The organism is Streptomyces sp. NPDC004752, from assembly GCF_053601275.1.
Genome location: NZ_JBSGBN010000002.1, coordinates 142,658 through 163,435 on the forward strand (window position 1 = coordinate 142,658; position 20,778 = coordinate 163,435).

The following is a 20,778-nucleotide window of genomic DNA, read 5'->3' on the forward strand; positions in this document are numbered from 1 at the left end:
TCACGCTCTCGGTGGTGCCCGGTCGCCGGGGTGACCCGCGCTCCGGACGTCGTTCCACCGGTTCGACAACGCAGCGTCCCGGAATGTGAGGCGGCGCATCGGCGGCGCAGGTCACAGTCGCATGTCACAGATGGCTTGCGCTGTCCCGTCGTACGGGTGAGCACGGACGCCACGGAGGGAGTGCGCGCACCATGTCCACCCGATCGACATCCACCCGATCCACGCCACAGTTCGCCGCCCGGTCGCAGGTGAGCGGCGCCAGCTGATCAATATCGCCTATCGGATGCTCGGTTCGCTGGCCGACGCCGAGTACGCCGTCCAGGACGGCGTACTCCCGCTGGTACGCCATGTCCAGCCGGGAGCAGGAGGCCATCGAGTCCCCCGGCGCCTGGCTGACGACGGTGGCCAGCCGCGTCTGCCTCAACCAGCTCGGCTCCGCACGGGCGCGGCGGGAGCACTATGTGGGCGAGTGGCTGCCCGAGCCGCTGCCCGATCCGGCCGAGTGGAACGGCGGACGGACGGCATCGCCGCCGACCCGGCCGACCGGGCCACCCTCGACGAGTCGGTCGGCACGGCCTTTCTGGTCGTCCTGGACTCGATGTCCCCGGCCCAGCGCGTCGCCTTCGTCCTCCACGACGTCTTCCGGTACCCCTTCGCCGAGGTGGCCGGGATCGTCGGCCGTACGCCGGCCGCCTGCCGCCAACTGGCGTCCTCGGCCCGCCGCCAGGTCCGGGTCGCGCAGCCGTACTCCACTCCGACGGCCCGGAACGCCGCCGTCGTCAGGAACCTCAAGCGGGCCTGGGAGGCGGACGACATCGACGCCCTCGTCGGCCTTCTGGACCCGGAGGCCACGGTGGTCGGCGACGGCGGCGGCCTGGTGAGCACCCTGCGCCGCACGCTCCGGGGCAGCGACAAGATCGCGCGCCACCTGGTCCGCCTCACCGGCCGGCCGCGCGGCTCGACGAACCGGCGCCCCGCCACACCCGCCACACGTCACGACGCCGGCTGGCACAGGCCCGAACCAAGAGTGATCTACGTCACACAATGTCAGGGCGGTCGGTGGTGCGGTGTCTTGGGGGCGAAGCCCGAGCAACGGAGCAACAGGACAACGGAGGAGACGCCATGGTGGGGAACACCGAGGTGATTGTGATCGGTGGCGGATACGCCGGTGTCATGGCGGCCAATCGCCTGACGCAGCGCGACGACGTGACAGTGACCCTGATCAACCCGCGCCCGGCCTTCGTCGAACGGGTCCGTCTGCACCAGCTGGTGGGCGGGTCCGACGACGCGGTCGTCGACTACCGGAAGGTCCTGGCCGGCGGCGTCCGGCTGATGGTCGACGCCGTGACCCGGATCGACGCGGCAGAGCGCAACGTGACACTGGTGTCCGGCGGCACGATCGGCTACGACTACCTGATCTACGCGGTGGGCAGCGGCAGTGCCGAGCCGCGCGTGCCGGGAGCGGCCGAGTTCGCCTACCCGATCGCCGACCTGGAGGAGGCACAGCGGCTGCGGACGATCCTCGACGGCGCACCGACGACGGCCGCGGTGACGGTGGTCGGAGCCGGTCCGAGTGGCATCGAGACCGCCGCCGAACTGGCGGAAGAGGGCCGTACCGTGACCCTGGTCTGCGGCGGGCCGCTCGGCCCGTATCTGCACCCCCGGGGTCGACGCTCGGTCGCCAAGCGGCTGGCCGGGCTCGGGGTGACCGTGCTCGACGGCCCCGACACGAAGGTGACGGCGGTGCGGCGGGATGCCGTCCAGCTCACTGACGGCCGTACGGTGCCGAGCGCGGTGACCGTCTGGACCGCCGGGTTCGGCGTGCCGGACCTGGCCGTGCGCAGCGGGCTGAGCACCGACGCCGAAGGCCGACTGCGCACGGACGAGACCCTGACCAGCGTGGACGACGCGCGTATCGTCGCGGCCGGCGACTCGGCGGCACCGTCGGACCTGCCGTTCCGGATGAGCTGCCAGTCCGCGGTCCAGCTGGGTCCGCAGGCCGCCGAGACGGTGCTCAGCCGGATCGCGGGCAAGCAGCCCGCACCCGTCAGCGTGGGATTCGCCGGCCAGTGCATCAGCCTGGGGCGGAGCGCCGGCATCTTCCAGTTCGCCCACCGGGACGACACCGCGATCAAGCTCCACCTCGGCGGCCGACCGGGCGCGAAGCTCAAGGAACTCGTGTGCAGGAGCATCGTCTGGCAACTGCGGTACGAGGCGCGCAAGCCGGGTGTGCGCACCTGGTGGGCGAAGGACGACAAGCGCGGACAACTGCTGGAGGCCCGGCGCGGCAAGGCACCGGCCACCGCCGAACAGGCAGGCTAGTCCCCGGGCCAGGCTAGTCCCCGGGCCAGGCCAGGCACCGGGCTGGGCCAGGCACCGGGCTGGGCCAGGCACCGGGCTGGGCCAGGCACCGGTGGCCGGTCCGGCCTGCCGGGGCCGGATACGGGGCGAAGGGCCAGGTCCGGGGGCGAACGGCCGTCGGGAAATCACCCAGGGAGAAAGGACCTTGCTGTGGATGCACCGCTCGACGGCCTTCACCAACCGGGGCCGACCGAGAAGGCGGGAGGCCCGGAGCCGAGCGACCACGCCGCCGATCCGGCGACCGATGCCTTCCTCGCCTACCGCAACCTGCTCTTCACCGTCGCGTACGAGATGCTCGGATCGGCGGCCGACGCGGAAGACGTCCTCCAGGAGACCTGGCTGCGCTGGGTCGAGGTCGACCTGGAGCGGGTGCGCGACCAGCGCGCCTACCTGGTCCGGATCACCACCCGGCAGTCCCTCAACCGGCTGCGCACCATGAAGCGCCGCACGGAGGCATACGTCGGCCAGTGGCTGCCCGAGCCGCTGCTCACCGCGCCGGACGTGGCCGAGGACATCGAGCTGGCCGAGAACCTGTCGATGGCGCTGATGCTCGTCCTCGAAACGCTGTCGCCGACCGAGCGCGCCGTGTTCGTGCTGCGCGAGGCGTTCGGCGTCGGCTACGACGAGATCGCGGCCGCCGTCGACAAGAGCCCCGCGGCCGTCCACCAGATCGCCCACCGCGCCCGCAAGCACGTCGACGCCCGCCGCCCGCGCAACGTGGTCTCCCCGAGCGCCACCCGGGCGGCGCTGGACTCCTTCCTGCGCGCGCTCGAAACCGGGGATCTGCAGGGCTTCCTCGACGTGCTCGCCCCTGACGTCGTCATGGTCAGCGACGGCGGCGGCGTGAAGAGGGCCGCGCCGCGGCCGACCATCGGCGCCGACAAGGTGGCCCGTTTCATCGTCGGCGGCATCGGCAAGGCCGAGGGCACCCTCACCGCCGACCCCACCGTGGTCAACGGCAGCCCGGCACTCCTCGTGCGCGTGAACGGCGAGATCGACGGCGTCGTCGCGATCCGTGTCGAGGACGCCCGCATCACCGGCCTCTACTACGTCCGCAACCCGGAGAAGCTGACCCACATCGCATCCAAGACCCCCCTCACCCTGCACTGAACACCGACGGCACAACGGTCACATGGGCATCGGCCGAGCCGGGCCACATCGGCTGTCGGCTCGGGGCCGCTCGCCCGGGTCCTCACCGACGCCGTCGCCAGCGCCGACGGCTGCGTGGCGCGGGCCGCCGCCGTACGGAACCCGGCGGTGCCGTGACCCGGCGGTGGTCTGTCGGCTCCGGATCGTCTCTACGGCTTCGCCCGGCCCCGTCAATCCGGTTTGCGGGCCAGGAAGGTGGCGACGGTTCGCCGCGCGCCCTCGTCCGGTTCCTGGGTGAGACACGCGGTGATCCGCAGGCCGGCGTCGTGCAGCAGTCCGGCGATCCGGGACGGCGGCAGCAGATGGGACTCGTACGAGACCGGGTGGCCGCCGTAGGCCCGCGTCGGGCGCAGGCGTTCACCGTCGCCGACGTACCCGGTCAGCATCAGGTGGGCGCCGGGCGCGAGGGTGCGGTGGAACTCGGCAAACACGGTCGGCAGCCAGCGCGGCGGGGTGTGGTGGGTGGAGTAGTGGGCCAGGATGCCGCCGAACGCGTCGTCGCCGGTCGGCAGCGCGGTCATCGAGCCCACGGCGAACCGCAGTCCGGGATGGGCCTGCCGGGCGTGTCTGATCATCTCCGATGACAGGTCGACGCCGAACACGGGTACGCCCAGGTCGGCCAGGTGTGCCGTCACCTTGCCGGGGCCGCAGCCCAGGTCCGCGACCGGACCCCGCCGGGGATCCCGTACGAGTTCGGCGAAGGCGGCCAGCGTCGCGCGGTAGACGGGGTCCAGTTCGGTGGGTGCCTTGACGCGCGCGGCGTACTCCGCGGCGACGGTGTCGTACGACTCGCGTACGGAGGTGAGGAAGGCGGGCTCGGTCATACGGTGAATCTAGGACCGACCACTGACGGCGTCCGGGCCGCCGCCCACCGAGTGCTCAGGCCGTCGCGGTGTTCAGCCACTCCCTCAGAGCGGCTAGGTCCGCGTCCGTGATCCCGTACCTGTGCTCGACGCGGTGGAGGAGCGCGGGTGCAGGGTGCCGAGTGGCGACCCACGCCCGGTCGGCCTCGGTGATCTCGTCGTCGACCCACACGAAGGGCCGGCCGGCCGCCCAGTCGACCAGGGGCCGGGTCTTCCAGTGCAGCAGGGCGGACGGCTCGTCCTCGTCGGGCCATTCGACCACCGGCAGCGGGGGCAGTCCGAGCCACGGCGCGACACAGGTGTTCGCGTCGTCCATCCAGGTGGTGGCCCACACCAGCTCGCAGCCGAGGGCCGCGAGGCGGGGGCCGAGCATGGGATCGATGCGGGCCAACAGCGGGTGCTCGGCGGCGGAACCGGACGGTACGGACCCGGGGGGTACGGACCCGGGGAGTACGGACCCCGGCCGCGCGGTGTCCGGCCGCGCGGTGTCCGGCCGCGCGGTGTCCGGCTCGTACTCGGGGTACGGGGTGGGCGCCCCGAACGGGAGCAGCGTCCCGTCGATGTCGAGGAAGAGAAGCATCACCCCAAGGATCGGGCATGGAGCCCGGTCCCGGCGAGCCGCGTCTCGGAGCGGGCGTCTCGGAGCGGGCCTGAAGCCGGTGGTGGGGCGCGGGTGGGAGAGGGTAGCCTCGCTGGTATGACTGCCGGGTCGGCCTTGGGCCGTGAGCGAGTTGGGTGCCCGGCCTCTGAGTGAGGCCGCAGGTCCCCCTGGCCGACAGAAGCCGGGGGAGGGCGAGGGGCCCGCCCGCTTCCTTCTCTGCACCACACCAAACCCCTGTGGAGAAGGAAGAGAGAAGAAAGCGTGCCCCACGACTTCAACCAACGGATCATCGAAGAGTTCCGCACCCACCACGGCCGCCTGAGCGGGCCGTTCGAAGGCGCCCGGCTGCTTCTGCTGACCACGACGGGCGCCCGCACCAACGCCCCGCACACCACCCCGGTCGGTTACCTCCCGGACGGCGGCGACCGGGTCCTGGTGATCGCCTCGGCGGGCGGCTCCCCCAGACACCCCGACTGGTACCGCAACCTCCTCGCGCACCCCCGGGTGACCGTCGAGAGCGGAGTGTTCACCTACGAGGCGGAGGCGGTCGTCCTCAGCGGTGAGGAACGGGACGCGGCCTTCGCGCGGGCGGTGGAGGCCGAGCCGGGCTGGGCGGAGTACCAGGAGAAGACGGACCGGGTGATTCCGGTCGTCGCCCTGCGGGAGATCGCCAAGGCCGGGCCGCCCGAGGTGAACGCCACCTCGCCGGGCGAGGCGATCCAGCTGATCCACGACGTCTTCCGGCGCGAACTCGCCCTGATCCGGGCAGAGTTCGACCAGGGGAACGGAGCCACGCTGGGCGCGCAGCTGCGGGTGAACTGCCTGACCCTGTGCCAGGGTCTGCACAACCACCATCAGGGCGAGGACCTCGGCCTGTTTCCGCACCTCGCCGACCGGCACCCCGGCTTCGCGTCGGTCCGCGAGCGGCTGACCCGTGAGCACGAGCGGATCGCCGAGCTGGTCGAGGAGCTGCGCCGGGCGGTCTCGACGCGGGAGCCCGCCGCCGCGCGGGCGGAGGTGATCCGCCTGACCCAGGAGCTGGAGGCCCATCTGGCCTACGAGGAGGAGCAGTTGCTTCCGCTCCTCAGCCCTCCGGCGGCCTGACCCCGGCCCTGCTCCAGGCCGCGGCGGCGGACGCCGGCGGGCGACCGTCGCCGCGGTCACCGCGCGGCTCCCCGACCGCGCCGCTCCCCCGGCCGCGCGGTCCCGGAGTCACGCCAGGGCGCGGGCGAGGTACGGGTTCGCGGTGGGACGGGTCGGGAGGCCGAGGGAGCCGGTCGCCGCCGCCAGTGTCATGGCGTAGGAGTCCACGGCCCGGCGGACGTTGGGGGCGTCCAGGCTCGCGCCGGTCACCAGGCGGTCGAGGTCCACATACGCCGACCGTACGATCTCGATCCACCGGTACACCCGCCAGTCCCGCCGCCAGTCGACGGTGTGCCGCTCGGGCAGCCGCTCCTCCCAGCGGCGGAACATACGGTCGCGGATCTCCGGCCGGGTCGGGGTGAGATGCATGTGCCGGACCAGGTCGTAGAGCGGGTCGCCGACGACCGCCATCTCCCAGTCGATGAGGGTGAGCGCCAGCGCGTCCTCGCGGCGGACCAGGTTCCAGGGGTTCAGGTCGCCGTGCAGCAGGGCGGGCTCCCGGTGGCTCACGGTGTGCCGGGCCAGGATCTGCCGGAGCCGGGGGGCGTCGGGCAGCCCGAGCAGCCGGGCGAGCTGCTGGGACTCCTTCGGCAACTCCCCCACCAGGAGGACGAGTTGTTCACACAGCCAGCTGTAGAACCGGCCCTCGCCTGCGGCCGGGTCGAGCGCCTTGTAGTTCACCTGGGTCAGGGCGCCGAGCTGGTCCACGAGCCGGTCCGCCTCGTGCGGCAGCAGTCCGTGCACGGGGTGGTTGGGGGGCCGGCCGGTGCTGCGCGGTCCCTCGTACGTGTGGATGGCGAATCGTTCCCCCTGGTAACCGGTCCCCAGGGCGAGGAACTTCGGGGCGGACACCCCGACCCGGGACAGTTCGATGGCCCGCAGGACGGCGTGCTCGCTCAGGAAGCCGCGCTCGCGCCGGCAGACGTTGGCCACCTTGCGCCGCACCACGACGGGGAAGTCGATGCCCGGCACCCGCACCACCGAATTGAGGTGGCCGGTCCCCTTGAAGACGCGACTGGCCGGCGCGGCGCCCTCCGCGAACAGGGCCGGGCGCACGGCCGAACGGGGGAAGTCAGGGTGCTCCGGCGCCCGCAGGTCGGGGTCCCAGTCGCTGACCTTCGCGGACAGGCCGAGGCCGCCGTTCCGGGCGGCCCGCCAGCGAAAGAGGATCCGCTCGATCTCCCGCTCGTCCGGCACATTGCGGAGCCTGAGCGGTTCGGCCGCCGCCTCCAGGGCGCGGCGCACCGCGGCGGTCGCCTCGTCCAGGCTCTTCTGGTCGGGCGCGCCCTGGAGCCGGTTGGCGGCCCGCATCACGTCCGGGTAGACGGACTGCGCCCGTTCGAAGGCGAGATAGTGGCGCAGGTCCTTGCCCAGGCCGGACACGGCGGCCGGGCGGATCAGCCGCATGGCGTCCGCCCAGGCGTCGATCACCTCGCCCCACTGATGGGCCGGGTACTGCATGCGCACCAGATGCGTGGCGAGATCGTGCAGGGGGTCGCCGTAGGTCGCCAGTTCCCAGTCGACGCAGATGAGGGGCGGGAGCCCGCTGTACGACATGATCAGGTTGTCGCGGTGCAGATCGGCGTGGAGCAGGCTGAACGGCCGGCGGGCCATGGCGGGGACCCGTTCGGCCAGCCGGATCAGGGCGTCCTCCGGAATGCCCAGCGCGGCTAGCAGCCCACCGAATTCCCGCCAATTGGGCTGCCTGATCTGCCGGTCCGCCAGGTGCGCCAGTGTCTGCAGGAAGCCTTGGCTGTCCTTGTCGTTGCGCGGCCAGACCGCCGGCAGCGGCGGCAGCGCCTCGCGCCGTACCTGGGCCATCTGGGCGAGCAGGCCGGCCAGCGCCTTGATGAGCAGGGTGTCGACCGGCTTGCCGTTGTCGCACACACTGGAGAGCGGGATGCCTTCGACATAGCTGTGGATGGCGTAGCCGTCGCCCTTGGCGAGGCACTCCGGGACGTGCGGCAGGACGCCCCGGAGCGCGTCCAGGATCTCCGCCTCGTCCTGCCAGGTCCTGATCACCACGGGCAGCGCGTCGGCCCGGCGGATCCGCACGGTCACGGAGGTGCCGGCCTCCCGGCCCAGCAGCCGCGACACATCGTCGGCCAGTGGCAGGACGTAGTTCTGGTTGTGGTGTCCGCTGCTCGCCTGTCCCAAGTCGGCGGCCCGGTCCACGAAGACGCCGATGGCGTCGGATCTGGCGCGTTCCCCGAAGTGCCGATGGGGAAGAGGGGGTGCGCCCACTGGCCGCTCCGGGTGACTCGCAAGAGAGAGAAAGGTACGTCAAACAGTAAATGTGGGGGATATCGGGCACGACCGGAGACAGATGTGAGTACGCACAACGGGTGGTTGGGGTGCCACTCTTCTCAGTCAGGTCGTTCGGGACGGTCGGTTCGCCGCCCCTCGGACGACGGAGCCGTCGTCCTGCGGTGCGCGAATGGTAGCGCACCCGGCCGCCCCCGCCCGGCAGCGCCGCCGCTATGCGGCGAGCTGGTTCCAGACCGAGTCGAACCACGACTGCATGCTGGCCACGAACACCGAGCCCGAAGAGTTCGGGTCCGCGTCCGTCACATGGTGGGTCAGGGTGGCGCCGAGGCCGAGGACGTCGAGGGCCGTGATCACCTCGCCGGTGTCCAGCTCCATCTGCCGTTCGATCACGTCGTACATGCCGTGCAGCGCCTCGGTGCCGTTGAGCAGATAGAGCTTGAAGGCCGGCACCAGCGGTACCTGGCGGATCTGCACGTCGACGGAGCGCACCAGTTCCTCCGTCGACAGGTCCTTCACCAGGCCGCGCAGCGAGTCCGTGTGGCGGCGACTGATGGCCGCCAGACGCACCCTGGGGCGCTCGTCGGCCGGATCGTCCTTGACCCGCGGATACGGCAGCGACAGCCCTTCGGAGGGCAGCAGCATGCGCAGGGCGATGCGCTCCGGGTGGATGAAGCCGCCGCGGATGCGCTCCACCTGGAGGCGGATGTGCGCGTCGAGCGACTCGGACGTCAACGTGTAGACATCCAGGGTGACTTCGGGCCTTTCGAATGCCTCGCTGATGAGCGGGCCGAGCGTCACGCCCCGGCTGGAGCGGGTGGCCCTGGGCGTCGGGGAGTGGATGCGCTGGGTCTTGGCCACCCGCCAGCCGCTGCCCTGACGGGACGCGATCCAGTTCTCGTCGGCCAGTTCCCGCAGCGCCCGTTGCACCGTGTCCCGGGAGACCTCGAACTCCTCGGCGAGGTCGCGTTCCGACGGCAGGAAGGAGCGCAGCGGATAGGTGCCGTCGGTGATCCGGGTCCGCAGTTCGACGGAGACCCGCTGGAACTTCCGGCCTCCGCCGCCGTCACCGGTGTGTTGCGCATCCACGAGTCGACCGTACCGCTTTCCTGCCACTGACAAACCAATTCCCGCCCAGGAAGAGCGGTTTGGCCGGTTGGTTAAGCGATCAGCCGACCGGGGCAGACCATCATCAGGCAACCAGTCCAATTGGACTGATCATGGATGGCACGCCGAAACTGGACAGGGGGTGGTGGGCATGCTTCTGCCTCAGATCACCGGGGCGCTCCTCGAAGTCTTCCTCGGCATCGCGGCGCAGGCGAAGCTGGGACTCGTGGGCGTGGTGCTGCTGATGACGGTGGGTGTGGGCATACGGGCGCAGCGGGTGGGGCTGGCCGTCGGGACCGCGCTGGTGTTCACCCTGCTGATGACTCAGGCATGAGCGCGTACCAGGGTCAGGAGCGTCGACAGCGAGTGCACGACGGCCGTGGCGCCCGCGTCGCGCAGGCTCTTCTCCTTGCGGTCGTTACGCGCGTAGCCGAGGAACGGAACCCCGGCGGCGTTCGCGGCGGCGAGGTCCGAGGGGGTGTCGCCGATCATCAGGGCCGCCGCGGGGGCCGCGCCCATCGCGTTCAGCGCGCGGTTGAGGCAGTGCGGGTCCGGCTTCAGGTACTTGAGTTCCTGGGTACGGCCGTAGATGTGCGGGACGAAGCAGGAGGTGAGGCCGCGGCTCAGCAGGTATTCACGCACCACCCGCGGGGAGTTGTTGCTGGCGATGGCGAGCCGGGAGCCGACCGCCGTCCAGGTGCGGATCAGCGGGTCGGCGTACGCGGTGGGCATCGCCGTGGCCGTGGCCCGCAACTCCTCCTGGGTGAGACGTTCCTCAAGCTCCGCCACCAGATCGCTGCCGGGGTGCCTGCGGTCCACGGCGCGCAGCACGACGTGCGGATCCAGGGACTCCCGTTCCGGCTCCGTGAGCAATCCGTGCAGGCCACGCCCCTCCAGCCACTCCACGAGGTCGACCGCCACGCGCTCCGCCGTGTGTCCGGCGAACAGCCGGCAGATCGGTCCGTCGAAGTCCCAGAGCACGACGCGGGCGCGCGCGATCAACTCCGTGAGGTGCTCGGTCTCGTCCCGGGTGGCGTCCTGGGCGGCGTCCCTGATCCCGTCCTGGGCGGGGTCCCGGTTCCCTTCCAAGGCGGCGTCCCGGATCCCGTTCCGGGTGTCGTTCACGGTCTCAGCTGTCACCGGTTCGGTCTGTGTCGTATCAGAAGTCACTAGGAGAGTGTCAGGTCCGAGGTGATGGTTTCCCAGAGGGCGTCGAACCACTTCTGCGATTGCTCCACGAACGCGGCGTCCCGCTGCCCGGCCCGCTTCTCGAAGGAGAAGAGCACGGACTTGGAGCCCAGGGTGTCGTACATCTCCAGGGTTCCGCTGTCCGTGGGCTCCTCGCGGCGCGCGACCATGTAGTAGCCGATCAGCGCCTCCGCACCGTTGAGCAGGTACAGCTTCACCGGCGGGGTGAACGGCAGCGCCCGGAACGTGACATGCACTTCGACGTCGTGCGTGGAGCGCAGGGCGTGCAGGTTGTACGTCAGCACCTGGCCCTGGGCGTTGCGCATCGCCAGCCAGCGCTGGTGGACCGGGTCCTCCTCGCCGCGCCCCTCGACCGGGACCGGGAAGGCGAGGTTGATGTCCCTGGACGGCAGCAGGATGCGTACGTCGAGCCGCTCCGGGCGGATGCGGCCCTCGTGGATCTGGCGCAGCGGCTCGCTCATCGCCAGCATCAGGGTCTCGGCGGTGAGGCAGACCGCGTCTATGCGCACACGGGGCGCCGAGAACGCCTCCGCCAGCCGGGGGCCCAGTCCGACCATGGTCGGCTGGGGCTCGTCGCGCGCGGGCGCCGGCTCGGCGATGCGCGGCGGGCTGCCCTTGCTGACGTTGCTGAGCAGTCCGTCCTCCTGGAGCACGCGCAGCGCCTGGCGCACGGCGCCGCGCTCGACACCGAATTCCTCGGCCAGTTCGGCCTGGGTGGGCAGGCGGTCGCCGGCCTTCAGCTCTCCGACGCGGATACGTTCCCGCAAGGTGTCGGCGATCTCCTGGGGAGTGAGCCTTCTGCTGCCGTTCACTGCCACGTTCTCCTGGGTCACGACCAAACGTTACAACTTCGAACTATCTGGCGGGAGTTGCTGAGAAGTTGTTTATGGATAGTAGCCAAGTGGGGACAACCTAAGCATAGTTGGTTACCAACTTTCCCAAGTTGGCGAAAGTTTTGCTTCCTGGCAGCCCGAAGGGGGAACCGCTGTGCCTGCCCTCGCCCTCGTCTCCGCCGTCTTCGTCGTCGGCTTCGAACAACTCGTTCAGTGGAAGTACGGTGCCATCGGCACGGTCGGACTGCTGCTGCTCACCATAGGCGTCAAGGCGAAGAGCCCGGCGGTCAGCTCGGCCGGCGCGGTACTGCTCGCCGTCCTGTTGACCGGACCCGCTCTATGACATCAGCTGCAACTCCGAACTGATCGTCTCCCACAGCGCGTTGAACCACAGATGGGACTGCTCGACGAACGTCGTGTCCCGCGTCCCGGCCCCCTGCTCGAAGCCGAACAGCATCGACCGGGTGCCGTCGGAGTCGTACATCTCCAGTTGCTCGTGCTCGATCTCCCGCTCGCGCCGGGACAGCGTGTAGTAAGCGAACAGCGCCTCCGCGCCGTTGAGCAGGTAGAGCTTCACCGGCGGGGTGAACGGCAGTGCACGGAACGTGACTTGCACATCGATGCCGTGCGTGGCGCGCAGCGCCAGCAGATTGTGCTGCAGCACCTGGCCCTGCGCATTGCGCTGGGCCAGCCAGCGGCGGTGCAGCAGGCCCGCGGCCGATGCCTCCACCGGGGCCGGGAAGGCGAGGTCGATGTCACGGCTGGGCAGCAGAACACGGACGTCGACCTTGGCCGGTTTCAGTCGGCCGGCGTGGATCTGGCGCAGCGGCTCGCCGATCGCGAGCGTGAGCGAGACGGAGGTCAGACACAGGGCGTCGATCTCGACGTGCGGGGCCGCGAAGGCGGCGGCCACCCGGGACGCGAGGGCCACCATGGTGGGCTGCGGAGGGGCCGCAGGACCGGCCGGGGCGCGGCCGGGGCCCAGGTCGGGGGCCACGGTGGCGGGTGCGCCCTTGGAGACGTTGGTGAGCAGGCGTTCCGACTGCAGGATGCGCAACGCCTGCCGTACGGCACCGCGCTCCACGCCGAACTCGTCGGCCAGCCTGGCCTGCGTGGGCATGCGCTGGCCGGGGCGGAGCACGCCGGACCTGATCCTGGCGCGCAACTCGTCGGCCACCTCGTGGTGTGACTTCTGTGGCCGCTGTGACCTCTCCCGCTCAGTGACGGGGGCGTGTTCCGGGTCCACATGGAAACCCTACAACTTCCCGCCATCTTTCGGCAGTTCATGGGAAGGTGGTTATGAGCCGCTTCCAAGCGGAGATAAGCACAGTGAAGTTGGTGGCCAACTTAGGCAACCTGGTCATACGTCCCGGTGGTTGGCCGACTGGGCTCCCTTCCGGAGGGGAGCCGGGAGCCTGGTCGGTCCGGCTCGACCGTGTTCGAACCGCCGCCGCCGGAGCACAGCCACAACTGAACACCGACAACTCCACAGCGACAACTGAACATCGCGGCTCAGCAGCCGTATGCACAGTCACAACTGAACAAGCTCGCTACGGATGATCACGGTCGGCCGACAGGAAGGAACATCAGAAGAGGTCCGGGCACCACGGTCGCCCGGGCGTGTGCAGCAGGGCGTCGGCCACTTGGGCGGCGCCCTCTCGTACTTCCCGGATCCGGCCCAGTGCCAGCAGCCGCGCGGCCGACTCGTCACCGAGCCACAGGGTGGCCAACTCGGCTATGTCCAGCGTGAGTTCGGCGTCGTCGTCGGTCGGTGCGCAGCTCGCGCCGGCCGGTGAGGCGGCCAGCCGGTACCGGCCGCCGGCGAGACCCTGCCGGTCGACGACCTCCAGCACCAGGGTGCCGGTGCCGTCGTACGTACGGGCCTCCAGCGCCCGTACGACGTCCAGGATGCGCACCCACAGCCAGTCCGACTGCGTCGTGACCTGGGCCGCGCGCGGGTCCGGCAGCAACAGCGGGAGCAGGTCGTCCGGCCCGCGCCAGCCGCTCTTGACCTTGGTGATCCAGTCGATCGAGCACAGGTAGTGCCACAAGGCGCGCTCGGCCGCCGAGGTCGAGGCGATCAGCCAGTTCACGTCGGCGGTGTTCTGCGGCTGCTTGCCGCGCCAGGTGTCGTCGGCCTGATACGAGACCAGGCCCTCCAGGGCGCCGGAGGCGGAGCGGTAGGCGGCGTAGAACGGCTCGGTCCAGTCGCCGAAGCGTACGGCGCCCGTGTTGATCTGCCACCACAGGTCGTCGCGGCTCACCGCGCCGGGCTGGGCGCGGCGTACCCGCTCGTGCAGCTCCGGTCCCGCCTTGCGGACCTCGGCCGCGTCCAGCAGGTCGATCCGGCCGCCGTCCGCCGGGCCCGACCAGCGGGAATCGAGGCCGGTGCGCGGCACGTCGACGGTCCACTGGGTGGTCCAGGTGGCGGGGCCGAAGCCGTAGCGGCCGTAGATCGGGTACTCGGCCGCGACGAGCGTGGCGACGACGTCACCGCGGTCCTTCGCCGCCGCGAGGTCCTGGCTCATCATGCGGGTCAGCAGGCCGCGGCGGCGGTGCGTGGGCGAGACGGTCACATTGGAGATGGCGTCGGCGGGGACGGTGGCACCGCCGACCGCGGTGATCTCCTGGGCGAAGGAGCGGAACGTCGCGACACAGCGGTCCCCGTCGAAGGCGCCGATGAGGCGGCCGGGGACGAACTGGGAGCGGCGGGCCGCCACCTGTTCCGGGTTCGGGGTGGGCGGACGTAGAAAACCGGTGTTCAGGGCGCGGTACCAGTCGGGCAGCTCGGCCTCGGTGACGGGGCGGACGTCGGTCATGGGGCCACGGTAGGTGCGGTGCGGTGTGGTGTCTCGGCATTTTGCTTGCCCCACCACCCACCCGACTCGGCCCCCACGCCCGCACCCCCACGGGGCTCCGCCCCGGACCCCGCCGACACGCACGACCGGGCCGCCGCGACCGGGGGCAACGTCCCGAAGCCTGTCGGCTCGGGTCGGCCGGGGTGCCGTCCCCCGCGGGGCTTGGGACTGTCGCCAAGGCGATCACGGCACCCCGAGGGCGGAAACCCGGTCGTCACAGCAGCAGGTCGTCGACCTGGGCCTCGCCCTCGCGGTAGCGGCGGGCGATCTCCGCGCTGCAGTCGTCCGCGGTGCCCTGGAGGTGGTGGCGGCGACGGGACGCCTGTCGCTCGTATCGGACGAGACGGCCCATCGCCGTGCTGAGTTCCCGGTCCGTGCGGGCTTCAAGGTCGGACAGCTCGACCTCGGCGAGCATGTCGGCGGCCAGCCGCCGGTACTCCTCGCCGTGCGGCGTGCCCACCGTGACATGGCGAGCCGACGAGCGGTGCCGGGCCGGGGCGTCGGTGAGGATCTCCGGGAGGCGGTCGACCACGGAGGCGGCCTCGGCCGCAGCGACGGACGCCGGCCCCCGGCGGGCCAACTCCGCACGCAGGATGTCGATCCGGCCCTGCAGCAGCCGCCGTACGTAACTGAGGTCCGCCTCGTCGCGCTGGGCGTCCCGGCGCAGGGCGCGCAGTTCGGGCAGGCTCAGCAGGGTCAGGTCGCGCTCCGGCGCATCCGGGGGCAGCGCCGGGCTGTCGCTGCGCTGCACGGGCGGCCGGTGCGTCTCCTGCCCGCCCGCGAGGGCGGCCGCGATCGCACCGGACGGCTGCCCGATACTCGGTGTGCTCATGTACCTCTACGTCCCCTCGACCGGCATACGGGAGCATCGTGCCACCCCAAGCGGCCGCTAAGCGGCCGAGTGCCCCCGAACAGCCCCAGATGGGCGGTTAAGGAGCGAAAATCGGCCTGCCGACAAGTCCTTTCGGCCCACTCGCCGACCGGCGCCGGGCACCCGGCATCATGGTCGGCATGCGTGCGGTGGTGCAGAGGGTGGACGGCGCGAGCGTCGTCGTGGACGGCGAGACGGTCGGGGCGATCGAGGGCGAGGGGCTGTGCGTCCTCGTCGGAGTCACCCATGAGGACACCAAGGAGAAGGCGGCGCAGCTCGCCCGCAAGCTCTGGTCCCTGCGCATGCTGCACGACGAGAGGTCGTGCAGCGACATCGACGCCCCGCTGCTGGTCATCAGCCAGTTCACGCTGTACGGGGACGCGCGCAAGGGGCGTCGGCCCACCTGGAACGCGGCGGCTCCCGGTGATGTCGCCGAACCGCTGGTGGACGAGGTGGTCGCCCGGCTGCGTGCCCTGGGCGCGACGGTGGCGACGGGCCGGTTCGGCGCGCAGATGCGGGTCTCGCTGACGAACGACGGCCCGTTCACCGTCCTGTTGGAGATGTAGGCCCAGGGGGCAGGGGCCAAGGGGCAGGGCCAGGGGGCTCCCCCTCCTGGGGGCCAGAGGTCTCTCTTCCCTCCCCCGGGGGTCTGTCAGGGCTCGACGACGGTCTCCTGGGCCGCCGCCGTGTCCCCGGCCATCAGCCGCGCGTCCACCGGCACGTTCCGCTTGACCAGGGCGAGGGCGACCGGGCCCAGCTCGTAGTGGCGCACGGACGTCGTGACGAAGCCGACCTTGCGGCCCTCGGGCTCCTCGTCCGCGAGCCGGATCTCGGTGCCGTGCGGGGGCAGATGGACCTCGCTGCCGTCCAGGTGCAGAAAGACCAGGCGGCGCGGCGGCTTGCCCAGGTTCTGCACCCGGGCGACGGTCTCCTGGCCGCGGTAGCAGCCCTTGTGCAGATGGACCGCGGAGCCGATCCAGCCCAGCTCGTGCGGGATGGTGCGGTGGTCGGTCTCGAAGCCGAGGCGCGGGCGGTGCCGCTCGACGCGCAGCGCCTCGTGGGCGAGCATTCCGGCGGGCGAGCCGGCCTTCTCGGCGTACGACTCCAGGTCCGCGCGCGGGAGGAAGAGGTCACGGCCGTACACCGTCTCGCGGACCACGACGCCGTCCGGGGCCTCCGCGATCGAACCGGCGGGCAGGTGGACGACGGCGAAGTCGGCCGTCCGGTCGGCGACTTCGACCGGGTAGAAGAATTTCATCGATTCCAGGTACGCGACCAGCGCGTCCTGGGTGCCGGGCTCCACGTGGGCCCAGACCGTGCCGCCGTCGTCCACCAGGTACAGGGCGTGTTCAATATGGCCGTGCGCGGACAGGATCAGCGCCTCGGTGGCCTCGCCCGCGGGAAGGTCGCTGACATGCTGGGTGAGGAGGAGGTGCAGCCAGGTCAGCCGGTCCGCACCGGAGACGGTCACCACTCCGCGGTGCGAGAGGTCGACGAATCCGGTGCCGTCGGCGAGGGCGCGCTGTTCACGGAAGAGGTCGCCGTAGTGGGCGGCGACGCCTTCGTCCACGCCCTCGGCGGGGACGGCGCCGGGCAGGGACAGCAGAGGGCTCTTCATGCGACAAGCCTACGACTCGGTACTTGAGCACTTGAGGGAGCAGTCGCGGCACCGGCCGAAGATCGCGAAGTGCTTCATGTCCGTGTCGAAGCCGAAGTTGGCGCGCAGCTTGGCGGTGAACTCGGCGGCGACCGACACATCCGCCTCGATGACGTTCTGGCAGTCCCGGCACACCAGATGAATGTGGTGGTGGCGGTCGGCGAGATGGTAGGTGGGGGCTCCGTGCCCGAGGTGGGCGTGCGAGACGAGACCCAGCTCTTCGAGCAGCTCCAGGGTGCGGTAGACGGTGGAGATGTTCACCCCGGACGCGGTCTTCCGCACTTCCGCGAGGATGTCGTCGGGGGTCGCGTGTTCCAGGGTGTCCACGGCTTCGAGCACAAGTTGCCGCTGCGGCGTCAGCCGGTAGCCACGCTGCCGTAGGTCGCTCTTCCAGTCGGTGCTCACCACATGGCCAGTCTAGGCCGGACCGAGCGGCGTCATGCCTCGGCCGACAGCACACCCGTTCAGCGAACCGTCGACGAGCATGCTGCGGCACTCGGCCGGACGGGCGACGCGATCGGTACTGTCGACCCCAGCACCGGCCTTCGATGCGGAGGAAGCCCCATGACCGCTCAGTATCCGGAATCGCGCCTTGAGCCGCTGATCCCGATGCCTGCCCTCAGCCCCGAGGCGCTGCGCACCGCGGTGGAGAGGCTGACGCCGAGCCGCGTGCCGGCGTTCGTGCAGGATCTCGTCGAGGCGACGACCAACGCCCAGCAGACCCAGTCCCTCGCCCCCCTGCGCACCTTCGTCCATACCTGGGGCGTGTTCGTCGCCGTCCAGCGCCGCCCTTCCCGCGCAGCGCGACTGCGCCACCTGGAGGAAGTGATCAGCGCAGGAGTGGAGGACCCGACGGAAGCAATCGCGGAAATTCGGTCCATCCACGCCGCGGCGGAGGCGGAGGCCGGTCTGTGAGCGACTGAAAGGGGGACTGCATCTACCTCTTCGACATCGTGTGGAACGGGTGAGCGGGACCTACTTGAAGAAAGCGATTCCGTCGTCCGGGAGGTCGTCCGGGAGCGCCTTCGCCCAGCGCTCGACCTCCTCGGCGGTGACGACCTTCTTCAGGTGGGCGGACATGTACGGGCGCAGCTCGACCTCGGGGGTCTGCTTCTCGCCGACCCACATGAGGTCGCTCTTCACATAGCCGTACAAGCGCTTGCCGCCGGTGTACGGGCGGGCGCCGGCGGTCCGCGCCACCGCGTCCGTGACGAGGTCGATCTGCGGCTTCTTGTCGGCCAGCTCGCCGTACCAGATCTCGATGACGCCGTCGTCGCGGGTCATGGTGACCTCGACCCTGCGGTCGGCGTCGATCCGCCAGAAGCCGGACTCGGACTCCAGCGGGCGGACCTTGTTCCCGTCCTTGTCCAGCACCCAGGTGTGGGACTGGTACTCCAGGAAGTCCCGGCCGTCGTGGCCGAAGGTGACCTCCTGGCCGAAGTTGCACTTCTCGGAGCCGGGGAAGTCGTGCACGCCCGCACCGGCCCAGTCGCCGAGCAGGAAGGCCAGGGGGACCAGGTCCTTGTGAAGGTCCGACGGGATCTCGATCATGAGCGGTGGTTCCTGGATCGGTTCTTGTACGGGCTCAGCGCTGACCCTGGTACAGCTTCTTCACGGCCAGCCCGGTGAAGGCGAGGACGCCGACGCAGACCAGGACCAGCAGGGTTGAGAAGAAGAACTCCACGGGTGCTCCTTGAGCGAGGATGGGCATTCAGAGCCGGGGCAGCCCCAGCTTACGTCAGCCCTCTTTGACACCGTCGAGGCCACCGTCGAGGGAGCTGATTACGATTCGGGTATGGCGAAGAAGCTCGTGATCAAGGTGACTGCGGGGGCCGATGCCCCCGAGCGGTGCTCGCAGGCGTTCACGGTCGCGGCGGTGGCGGTGGCCAGCGGGGTCGAGGTCTCCCTGTGGCTGACCGGCGAGTCCTCGTGGTTCGCGCTGCCGGGCCGGGCGGCCGAGTTCGAGTTGCCGCATGCCGCGCCGCTGCCCGATCTGCTGGAGTCGATCCTGGCGGCCGGCCGGGTCACCCTGTGCACGCAGTGCGCGGCCCGCCGCGAGATCACGGAGAAGGACGTCATCGAGGGCGTACGGATCGCGGGCGCGCAGGTCTTCGTCCAGGAGGCGCTGGGCGAGGACACCCAGGCTCTCGTGTACTGACGGACCCGCGTTCATCGAGAACCCGAGTCCACTGGGAAACCCCGCTGACACACCCCGCGTCCCGACGGCACGGCTCTTCCGGCGGAGCGCTCAGTGACGTTTCTTGCCGTCCAGCTCGTCCCACCACTCGTCGGACTGCGGGTCGCCCGAGGGGTCGTCCCACCAGCGGTCCTCGGGGCCGCGCCGGTTGGCGACCATCGCGGCGACGGGCGGGATGACCATGGCCACGATGCACAGTCCGACGGCCGCGGGCACCGACCAGATGCGCACGACCCCCCAGGCCAGGACGAAGAGCGCGATGCAGACGCCCATCATGGCGAAGTACACGTGACGCCGCCGTGCGTACATAAGTCCAGGGTAGGTCCGGACGGGCCGGAGGACCGCGCCCGGGCGTCCAACCCATGGGGCGCGGCCCTCCGGCCGTTCCGTGGTGCTGCTCAGACCGCGATCGCGACCTCCGCGAGGCCGCCCTGCTGGGCGACGACGGTGCGGTCGGCGGTGCCACCGGGCACCAGGGCGCGGACGGTCCAGGTGCCCTCGGCCGCGTAGAAGCGGAACTGTCCGGTGGCGGAGGTCGGGACCTCCGCGGTGAACTCGCCGGTCGAGTCCAGGAGCCGGACGTAGCCCGTCACCGGCTCGCCGTCGCGGGTCACCTGGCCCTGGATCGTGGTCTCACCGGGCTTGATCGTCGAGGGGTCCGGGCCGCCGGCCTTCGCTCCACACATACTGCTTCTCCAGAGGTCTGAGATCTGAGGTCTGAGGGTCTTGAAAGGTCGGCCGGGTCGCCTACTTGCCGGCGCCCAGCTCGATCGGCACGCCCACCAGGGAGCCGTACTCCGTCCAGGAGCCGTCGTAGTTCTTGACGTTCTGGACGCCCAGCAGCTCGTGCAGCACGAACCAGGTCAGCGCGGAGCGCTCACCGATGCGGCAGTAGGCGATGGTGTCCTTGGCGAGGTCCACGTTCTCGTCGGCGTACAGCTCCTTCAGGTCGTCGTCCGACTTGAAGGTGCCGTCGTCGTTGGCGTTCTTCGACCACGGGATGTTCTTGGCGGTCGGGACGTGGCCGGGGCGCTGCGACTGCTCCTGCGGCAGGTGCGCCGGGGCGAGCAGCTTGCCCGAGAACTCGTCGGGGGAACGGACGTCCACGAGGTTGTACGAGCCGATGGCGGCCACGACGTCGTCGCGGAACGCGCGGATCGACCTGTCCTGCGCCTTGGCCTTGTAGTCGGTCGCGGCGCGCTCGGGCACCTCGGTGCCGTCGACCAGCTCGCGGGCGTCCAGCTCCCACTTCTTGCGGCCGCCGTCGAGGAGCTTGACGCTGTCGTGGCCGTACAGCTTGAAGTACCAGTACGCGTAGGACGCGAACCAGTTGTTGTTGCCGCCGTAGAGGATCACCAGCGTGTCGTTGGCGATGCCCTTCGCCGACAGGAGCTTCTCGAAGCCCTCCTGGTCGATGAAGTCACGGCGGACCGGGTCCTGGAGGTCCTTGGTCCAGTCGATGCGGATCGCGTTCTTGATGTGGTTCTTCTCGTAGGCGGACGTGTCCTCGTCCACCTCGACGATGGCGATTGCCGGGTTGTCCAGGTTCTCCTGGACCCAGTCGGCGTCGACCAGGACGTCGCTGCGGCTCATGCTCTTTCTCCTCCGGGGCAGTTGCGGCGGGGCGTGCGAGTGCGTGGGGCGCGGGCTCCCGAGGGGAACGC

General features: G+C 70.6%; 23 protein-coding genes and 1 pseudogene. 9 read left to right on the top strand and 15 right to left on the bottom strand.

Annotated elements, in window-relative coordinates; all coding sequences use genetic code 11:
* Window positions 1-283 precede the first annotated feature (283 nt).
* The 3 genes and pseudogenes from ACWEKM_RS01710 to ACWEKM_RS01720 all read left to right on the top strand — a co-directional run.
* Window positions 284-964 (top strand): annotated as a pseudogene (locus tag ACWEKM_RS01710) (sigma factor-like helix-turn-helix DNA-binding protein); the annotation flags it as partial.
* A gap of 158 nt (window positions 965-1,122) precedes the next feature.
* A complete protein-coding gene (locus ACWEKM_RS01715; protein WP_451619145.1) occupies window positions 1,123-2,322 on the top strand; it encodes an NAD(P)/FAD-dependent oxidoreductase in 1,200 nt (399 codons plus the stop codon).
* Between the two features lie 189 nt (window positions 2,323-2,511).
* Window positions 2,512-3,471 carry an RNA polymerase sigma-70 factor gene (locus ACWEKM_RS01720; protein WP_451619146.1) on the top strand — a complete coding sequence of 320 codons (960 nt, stop codon included), beginning with the start codon at window positions 2,512-2,514 and terminating at the stop codon, window positions 3,469-3,471.
* 209 nt (window positions 3,472-3,680) lie between these two features.
* On the opposite strand, the gene ACWEKM_RS01725 is transcribed toward ACWEKM_RS01720, so the two are convergent.
* Window positions 3,681-4,334 (bottom strand): class I SAM-dependent methyltransferase, encoded by a 654-nt coding sequence (locus tag ACWEKM_RS01725; RefSeq protein ID WP_451619147.1) that lies wholly within the window; start codon window positions 4,332-4,334, stop codon window positions 3,681-3,683.
* Between the two features lie 55 nt (window positions 4,335-4,389).
* Window positions 4,390-4,953: a hypothetical protein gene (locus tag ACWEKM_RS01730; RefSeq protein WP_451619148.1), complete on the bottom strand. Its 564-nt coding sequence runs from the start codon at window positions 4,951-4,953 to the stop codon at window positions 4,390-4,392.
* A 282-nt stretch (window positions 4,954-5,235) separates the two neighbouring features.
* Here ACWEKM_RS01730 and ACWEKM_RS01735 point away from each other — a divergent pair, with 282 nt between their 5' ends.
* Window positions 5,236-6,078 carry a nitroreductase/quinone reductase family protein gene (locus ACWEKM_RS01735; protein WP_451619149.1) on the top strand — a complete coding sequence of 281 codons (843 nt, stop codon included), beginning with the start codon at window positions 5,236-5,238 and terminating at the stop codon, window positions 6,076-6,078.
* Between the two features lie 108 nt (window positions 6,079-6,186).
* Here the strand turns inward: ACWEKM_RS01735 and ACWEKM_RS01740 are convergent, their stop codons facing one another.
* Both ACWEKM_RS01740 and ACWEKM_RS01745 read right to left on the bottom strand, forming a co-directional pair.
* Window positions 6,187-8,361, bottom strand: a complete 2,175-nt coding sequence (locus tag ACWEKM_RS01740) for a phosphotransferase (protein ID WP_451619150.1) — start codon at window positions 8,359-8,361, stop codon at window positions 6,187-6,189.
* A gap of 234 nt (window positions 8,362-8,595) precedes the next feature.
* Complete coding sequence (locus ACWEKM_RS01745; protein ID WP_451619151.1) at window positions 8,596-9,471, bottom strand: GntR family transcriptional regulator; 876 nt, start codon at window positions 9,469-9,471, stop codon at window positions 8,596-8,598.
* Between the two features lie 169 nt (window positions 9,472-9,640).
* On the opposite strand from ACWEKM_RS01745, the gene ACWEKM_RS01750 reads away from it, so the two are divergent.
* Window positions 9,641-9,823 (top strand): hypothetical protein, encoded by a 183-nt coding sequence (locus ACWEKM_RS01750; RefSeq protein ID WP_451619152.1) that lies wholly within the window; start codon window positions 9,641-9,643, stop codon window positions 9,821-9,823.
* On the opposite strand, the gene ACWEKM_RS01755 is transcribed toward ACWEKM_RS01750, so the two are convergent.
* Together ACWEKM_RS01755 and ACWEKM_RS01760 are read right to left on the bottom strand one after the other, a co-directional pair.
* Entirely contained in the window at window positions 9,814-10,710 is an 897-nt protein-coding gene (locus tag ACWEKM_RS01755) for an HAD family hydrolase (RefSeq protein WP_451619153.1), read from the bottom strand. The genes ACWEKM_RS01750 and ACWEKM_RS01755 overlap by 10 nt on opposite strands.
* Window positions 10,659-11,537, bottom strand: coding sequence for a GntR family transcriptional regulator (locus ACWEKM_RS01760; protein ID WP_451619154.1), 879 nt, complete (start codon window positions 11,535-11,537; stop codon window positions 10,659-10,661). Before ACWEKM_RS01760 ends, ACWEKM_RS01755 begins: the two co-directional genes overlap by 52 nt.
* 148 nt (window positions 11,538-11,685) lie before the next feature.
* Here ACWEKM_RS01760 and ACWEKM_RS01765 point away from each other — a divergent pair, with 148 nt between their 5' ends.
* Window positions 11,686-11,874, top strand: coding sequence for a hypothetical protein (locus ACWEKM_RS01765; RefSeq protein ID WP_451619155.1), 189 nt, complete (start codon window positions 11,686-11,688; stop codon window positions 11,872-11,874).
* On the opposite strand, the gene ACWEKM_RS01770 is transcribed toward ACWEKM_RS01765, so the two are convergent.
* From ACWEKM_RS01770 to ACWEKM_RS01780, 3 genes are all read right to left on the bottom strand, one after another.
* Entirely contained in the window at window positions 11,869-12,777 is a 909-nt protein-coding gene (locus tag ACWEKM_RS01770; RefSeq protein ID WP_451619156.1) for a winged helix-turn-helix domain-containing protein, read from the bottom strand. The genes ACWEKM_RS01765 and ACWEKM_RS01770 overlap by 6 nt on opposite strands.
* Before the next feature lie 340 nt (window positions 12,778-13,117).
* Window positions 13,118-14,350: a GNAT family N-acetyltransferase gene (locus ACWEKM_RS01775; protein WP_451619157.1), complete on the bottom strand. Its 1,233-nt coding sequence runs from the start codon at window positions 14,348-14,350 to the stop codon at window positions 13,118-13,120.
* Window positions 14,351-14,603: 253 nt separating this feature from the next.
* Window positions 14,604-15,221 carry an RsiG family protein gene (locus ACWEKM_RS01780; protein WP_451619158.1) on the bottom strand — a complete coding sequence of 206 codons (618 nt, stop codon included), beginning with the start codon at window positions 15,219-15,221 and terminating at the stop codon, window positions 14,604-14,606.
* Window positions 15,222-15,400: 179 nt separating this feature from the next.
* On the opposite strand from ACWEKM_RS01780, the gene dtd reads away from it, so the two are divergent.
* Window positions 15,401-15,826, top strand: coding sequence for a D-aminoacyl-tRNA deacylase (gene dtd, locus ACWEKM_RS01785; protein ID WP_451619159.1), 426 nt, complete (start codon window positions 15,401-15,403; stop codon window positions 15,824-15,826).
* A gap of 86 nt (window positions 15,827-15,912) precedes the next feature.
* On the opposite strand, the gene ygfZ is transcribed toward dtd, so the two are convergent.
* Both ygfZ and ACWEKM_RS01795 read right to left on the bottom strand, forming a co-directional pair.
* Entirely contained in the window at window positions 15,913-16,878 is a 966-nt protein-coding gene (ygfZ, locus tag ACWEKM_RS01790; protein ID WP_451619160.1) for a CAF17-like 4Fe-4S cluster assembly/insertion protein YgfZ, read from the bottom strand.
* A gap of 9 nt (window positions 16,879-16,887) precedes the next feature.
* Entirely contained in the window at window positions 16,888-17,325 is a 438-nt protein-coding gene (locus tag ACWEKM_RS01795) for a Fur family transcriptional regulator (RefSeq protein ID WP_451619161.1), read from the bottom strand.
* Window positions 17,326-17,481: 156 nt separating this feature from the next.
* On the opposite strand from ACWEKM_RS01795, the gene ACWEKM_RS01800 reads away from it, so the two are divergent.
* Window positions 17,482-17,832: a DUF6247 family protein gene (locus tag ACWEKM_RS01800; protein ID WP_451619162.1), complete on the top strand. Its 351-nt coding sequence runs from the start codon at window positions 17,482-17,484 to the stop codon at window positions 17,830-17,832.
* Between the two features lie 60 nt (window positions 17,833-17,892).
* On the opposite strand, the gene ACWEKM_RS01805 is transcribed toward ACWEKM_RS01800, so the two are convergent.
* A complete protein-coding gene (locus tag ACWEKM_RS01805; protein WP_451619163.1) occupies window positions 17,893-18,468 on the bottom strand; it encodes an FABP family protein in 576 nt (191 codons plus the stop codon).
* A 244-nt stretch (window positions 18,469-18,712) separates the two neighbouring features.
* On the opposite strand from ACWEKM_RS01805, the gene ACWEKM_RS01810 reads away from it, so the two are divergent.
* A complete protein-coding gene (locus ACWEKM_RS01810; protein ID WP_451619164.1) occupies window positions 18,713-19,075 on the top strand; it encodes a DsrE family protein in 363 nt (120 codons plus the stop codon).
* A gap of 90 nt (window positions 19,076-19,165) precedes the next feature.
* Here ACWEKM_RS01810 and ACWEKM_RS01815 read toward each other — a convergent pair whose 3' ends face one another.
* The 3 genes from ACWEKM_RS01815 to ACWEKM_RS01825 form a co-directional block, all read right to left on the bottom strand.
* The gene (locus tag ACWEKM_RS01815; protein ID WP_451619165.1) at window positions 19,166-19,423 is read right to left on the bottom strand and encodes a DUF3099 domain-containing protein; all 258 of its coding nucleotides are present in this window, start codon (window positions 19,421-19,423) and stop codon (window positions 19,166-19,168) included.
* An 89-nt stretch (window positions 19,424-19,512) separates the two neighbouring features.
* Window positions 19,513-19,800, bottom strand: a complete 288-nt coding sequence (locus ACWEKM_RS01820; protein ID WP_351734724.1) for a DUF1416 domain-containing protein — start codon at window positions 19,798-19,800, stop codon at window positions 19,513-19,515.
* Window positions 19,801-19,861: 61 nt separating this feature from the next.
* Window positions 19,862-20,707 (bottom strand): sulfurtransferase, encoded by an 846-nt coding sequence (locus ACWEKM_RS01825; RefSeq protein ID WP_451619166.1) that lies wholly within the window; start codon window positions 20,705-20,707, stop codon window positions 19,862-19,864.
* Window positions 20,708-20,778 lie beyond the last annotated feature (71 nt).

Bases quoted from the DNA above. Each gene is read 5' to 3' on its own strand.
- ACWEKM_RS01750 (WP_451619152.1), top strand. From the start codon at position 9,641: ATGCTTCTGCCTCAGATCACCGGGGCGCTCCTCGAAGTCTTCCTCGGC.
- ACWEKM_RS01730 (WP_451619148.1), bottom strand. From the start codon at position 4,953: ATGCTTCTCTTCCTCGACATCGACGGGACGCTGCTCCCGTTCGGGGCG.
- ACWEKM_RS01815 (WP_451619165.1), bottom strand. From the start codon at position 19,423: ATGTACGCACGGCGGCGTCACGTGTACTTCGCCATGATGGGCGTCTGC.
- ACWEKM_RS01810 (WP_451619164.1), top strand. From the start codon at position 18,713: ATGGCGAAGAAGCTCGTGATCAAGGTGACTGCGGGGGCCGATGCCCCC.
- ACWEKM_RS01825 (WP_451619166.1), bottom strand. From the start codon at position 20,707: ATGAGCCGCAGCGACGTCCTGGTCGACGCCGACTGGGTCCAGGAGAAC.
- dtd (WP_451619159.1), top strand. From the start codon at position 15,401: ATGCGTGCGGTGGTGCAGAGGGTGGACGGCGCGAGCGTCGTCGTGGAC.
- ACWEKM_RS01715 (WP_451619145.1), top strand. From the start codon at position 1,123: ATGGTGGGGAACACCGAGGTGATTGTGATCGGTGGCGGATACGCCGGT.
- ACWEKM_RS01800 (WP_451619162.1), top strand. From the start codon at position 17,482: ATGACCGCTCAGTATCCGGAATCGCGCCTTGAGCCGCTGATCCCGATG.
- ygfZ (WP_451619160.1), bottom strand. From the start codon at position 16,878: ATGAAGAGCCCTCTGCTGTCCCTGCCCGGCGCCGTCCCCGCCGAGGGC.
- ACWEKM_RS01820 (WP_351734724.1), bottom strand. From the start codon at position 19,800: ATGTGTGGAGCGAAGGCCGGCGGCCCGGACCCCTCGACGATCAAGCCC.
- ACWEKM_RS01725 (WP_451619147.1), bottom strand. From the start codon at position 4,334: ATGACCGAGCCCGCCTTCCTCACCTCCGTACGCGAGTCGTACGACACC.
- ACWEKM_RS01805 (WP_451619163.1), bottom strand. From the start codon at position 18,468: ATGATCGAGATCCCGTCGGACCTTCACAAGGACCTGGTCCCCCTGGCC.
- ACWEKM_RS01775 (WP_451619157.1), bottom strand. From the start codon at position 14,350: ATGACCGACGTCCGCCCCGTCACCGAGGCCGAGCTGCCCGACTGGTAC.
- ACWEKM_RS01780 (WP_451619158.1), bottom strand. From the start codon at position 15,221: ATGAGCACACCGAGTATCGGGCAGCCGTCCGGTGCGATCGCGGCCGCC.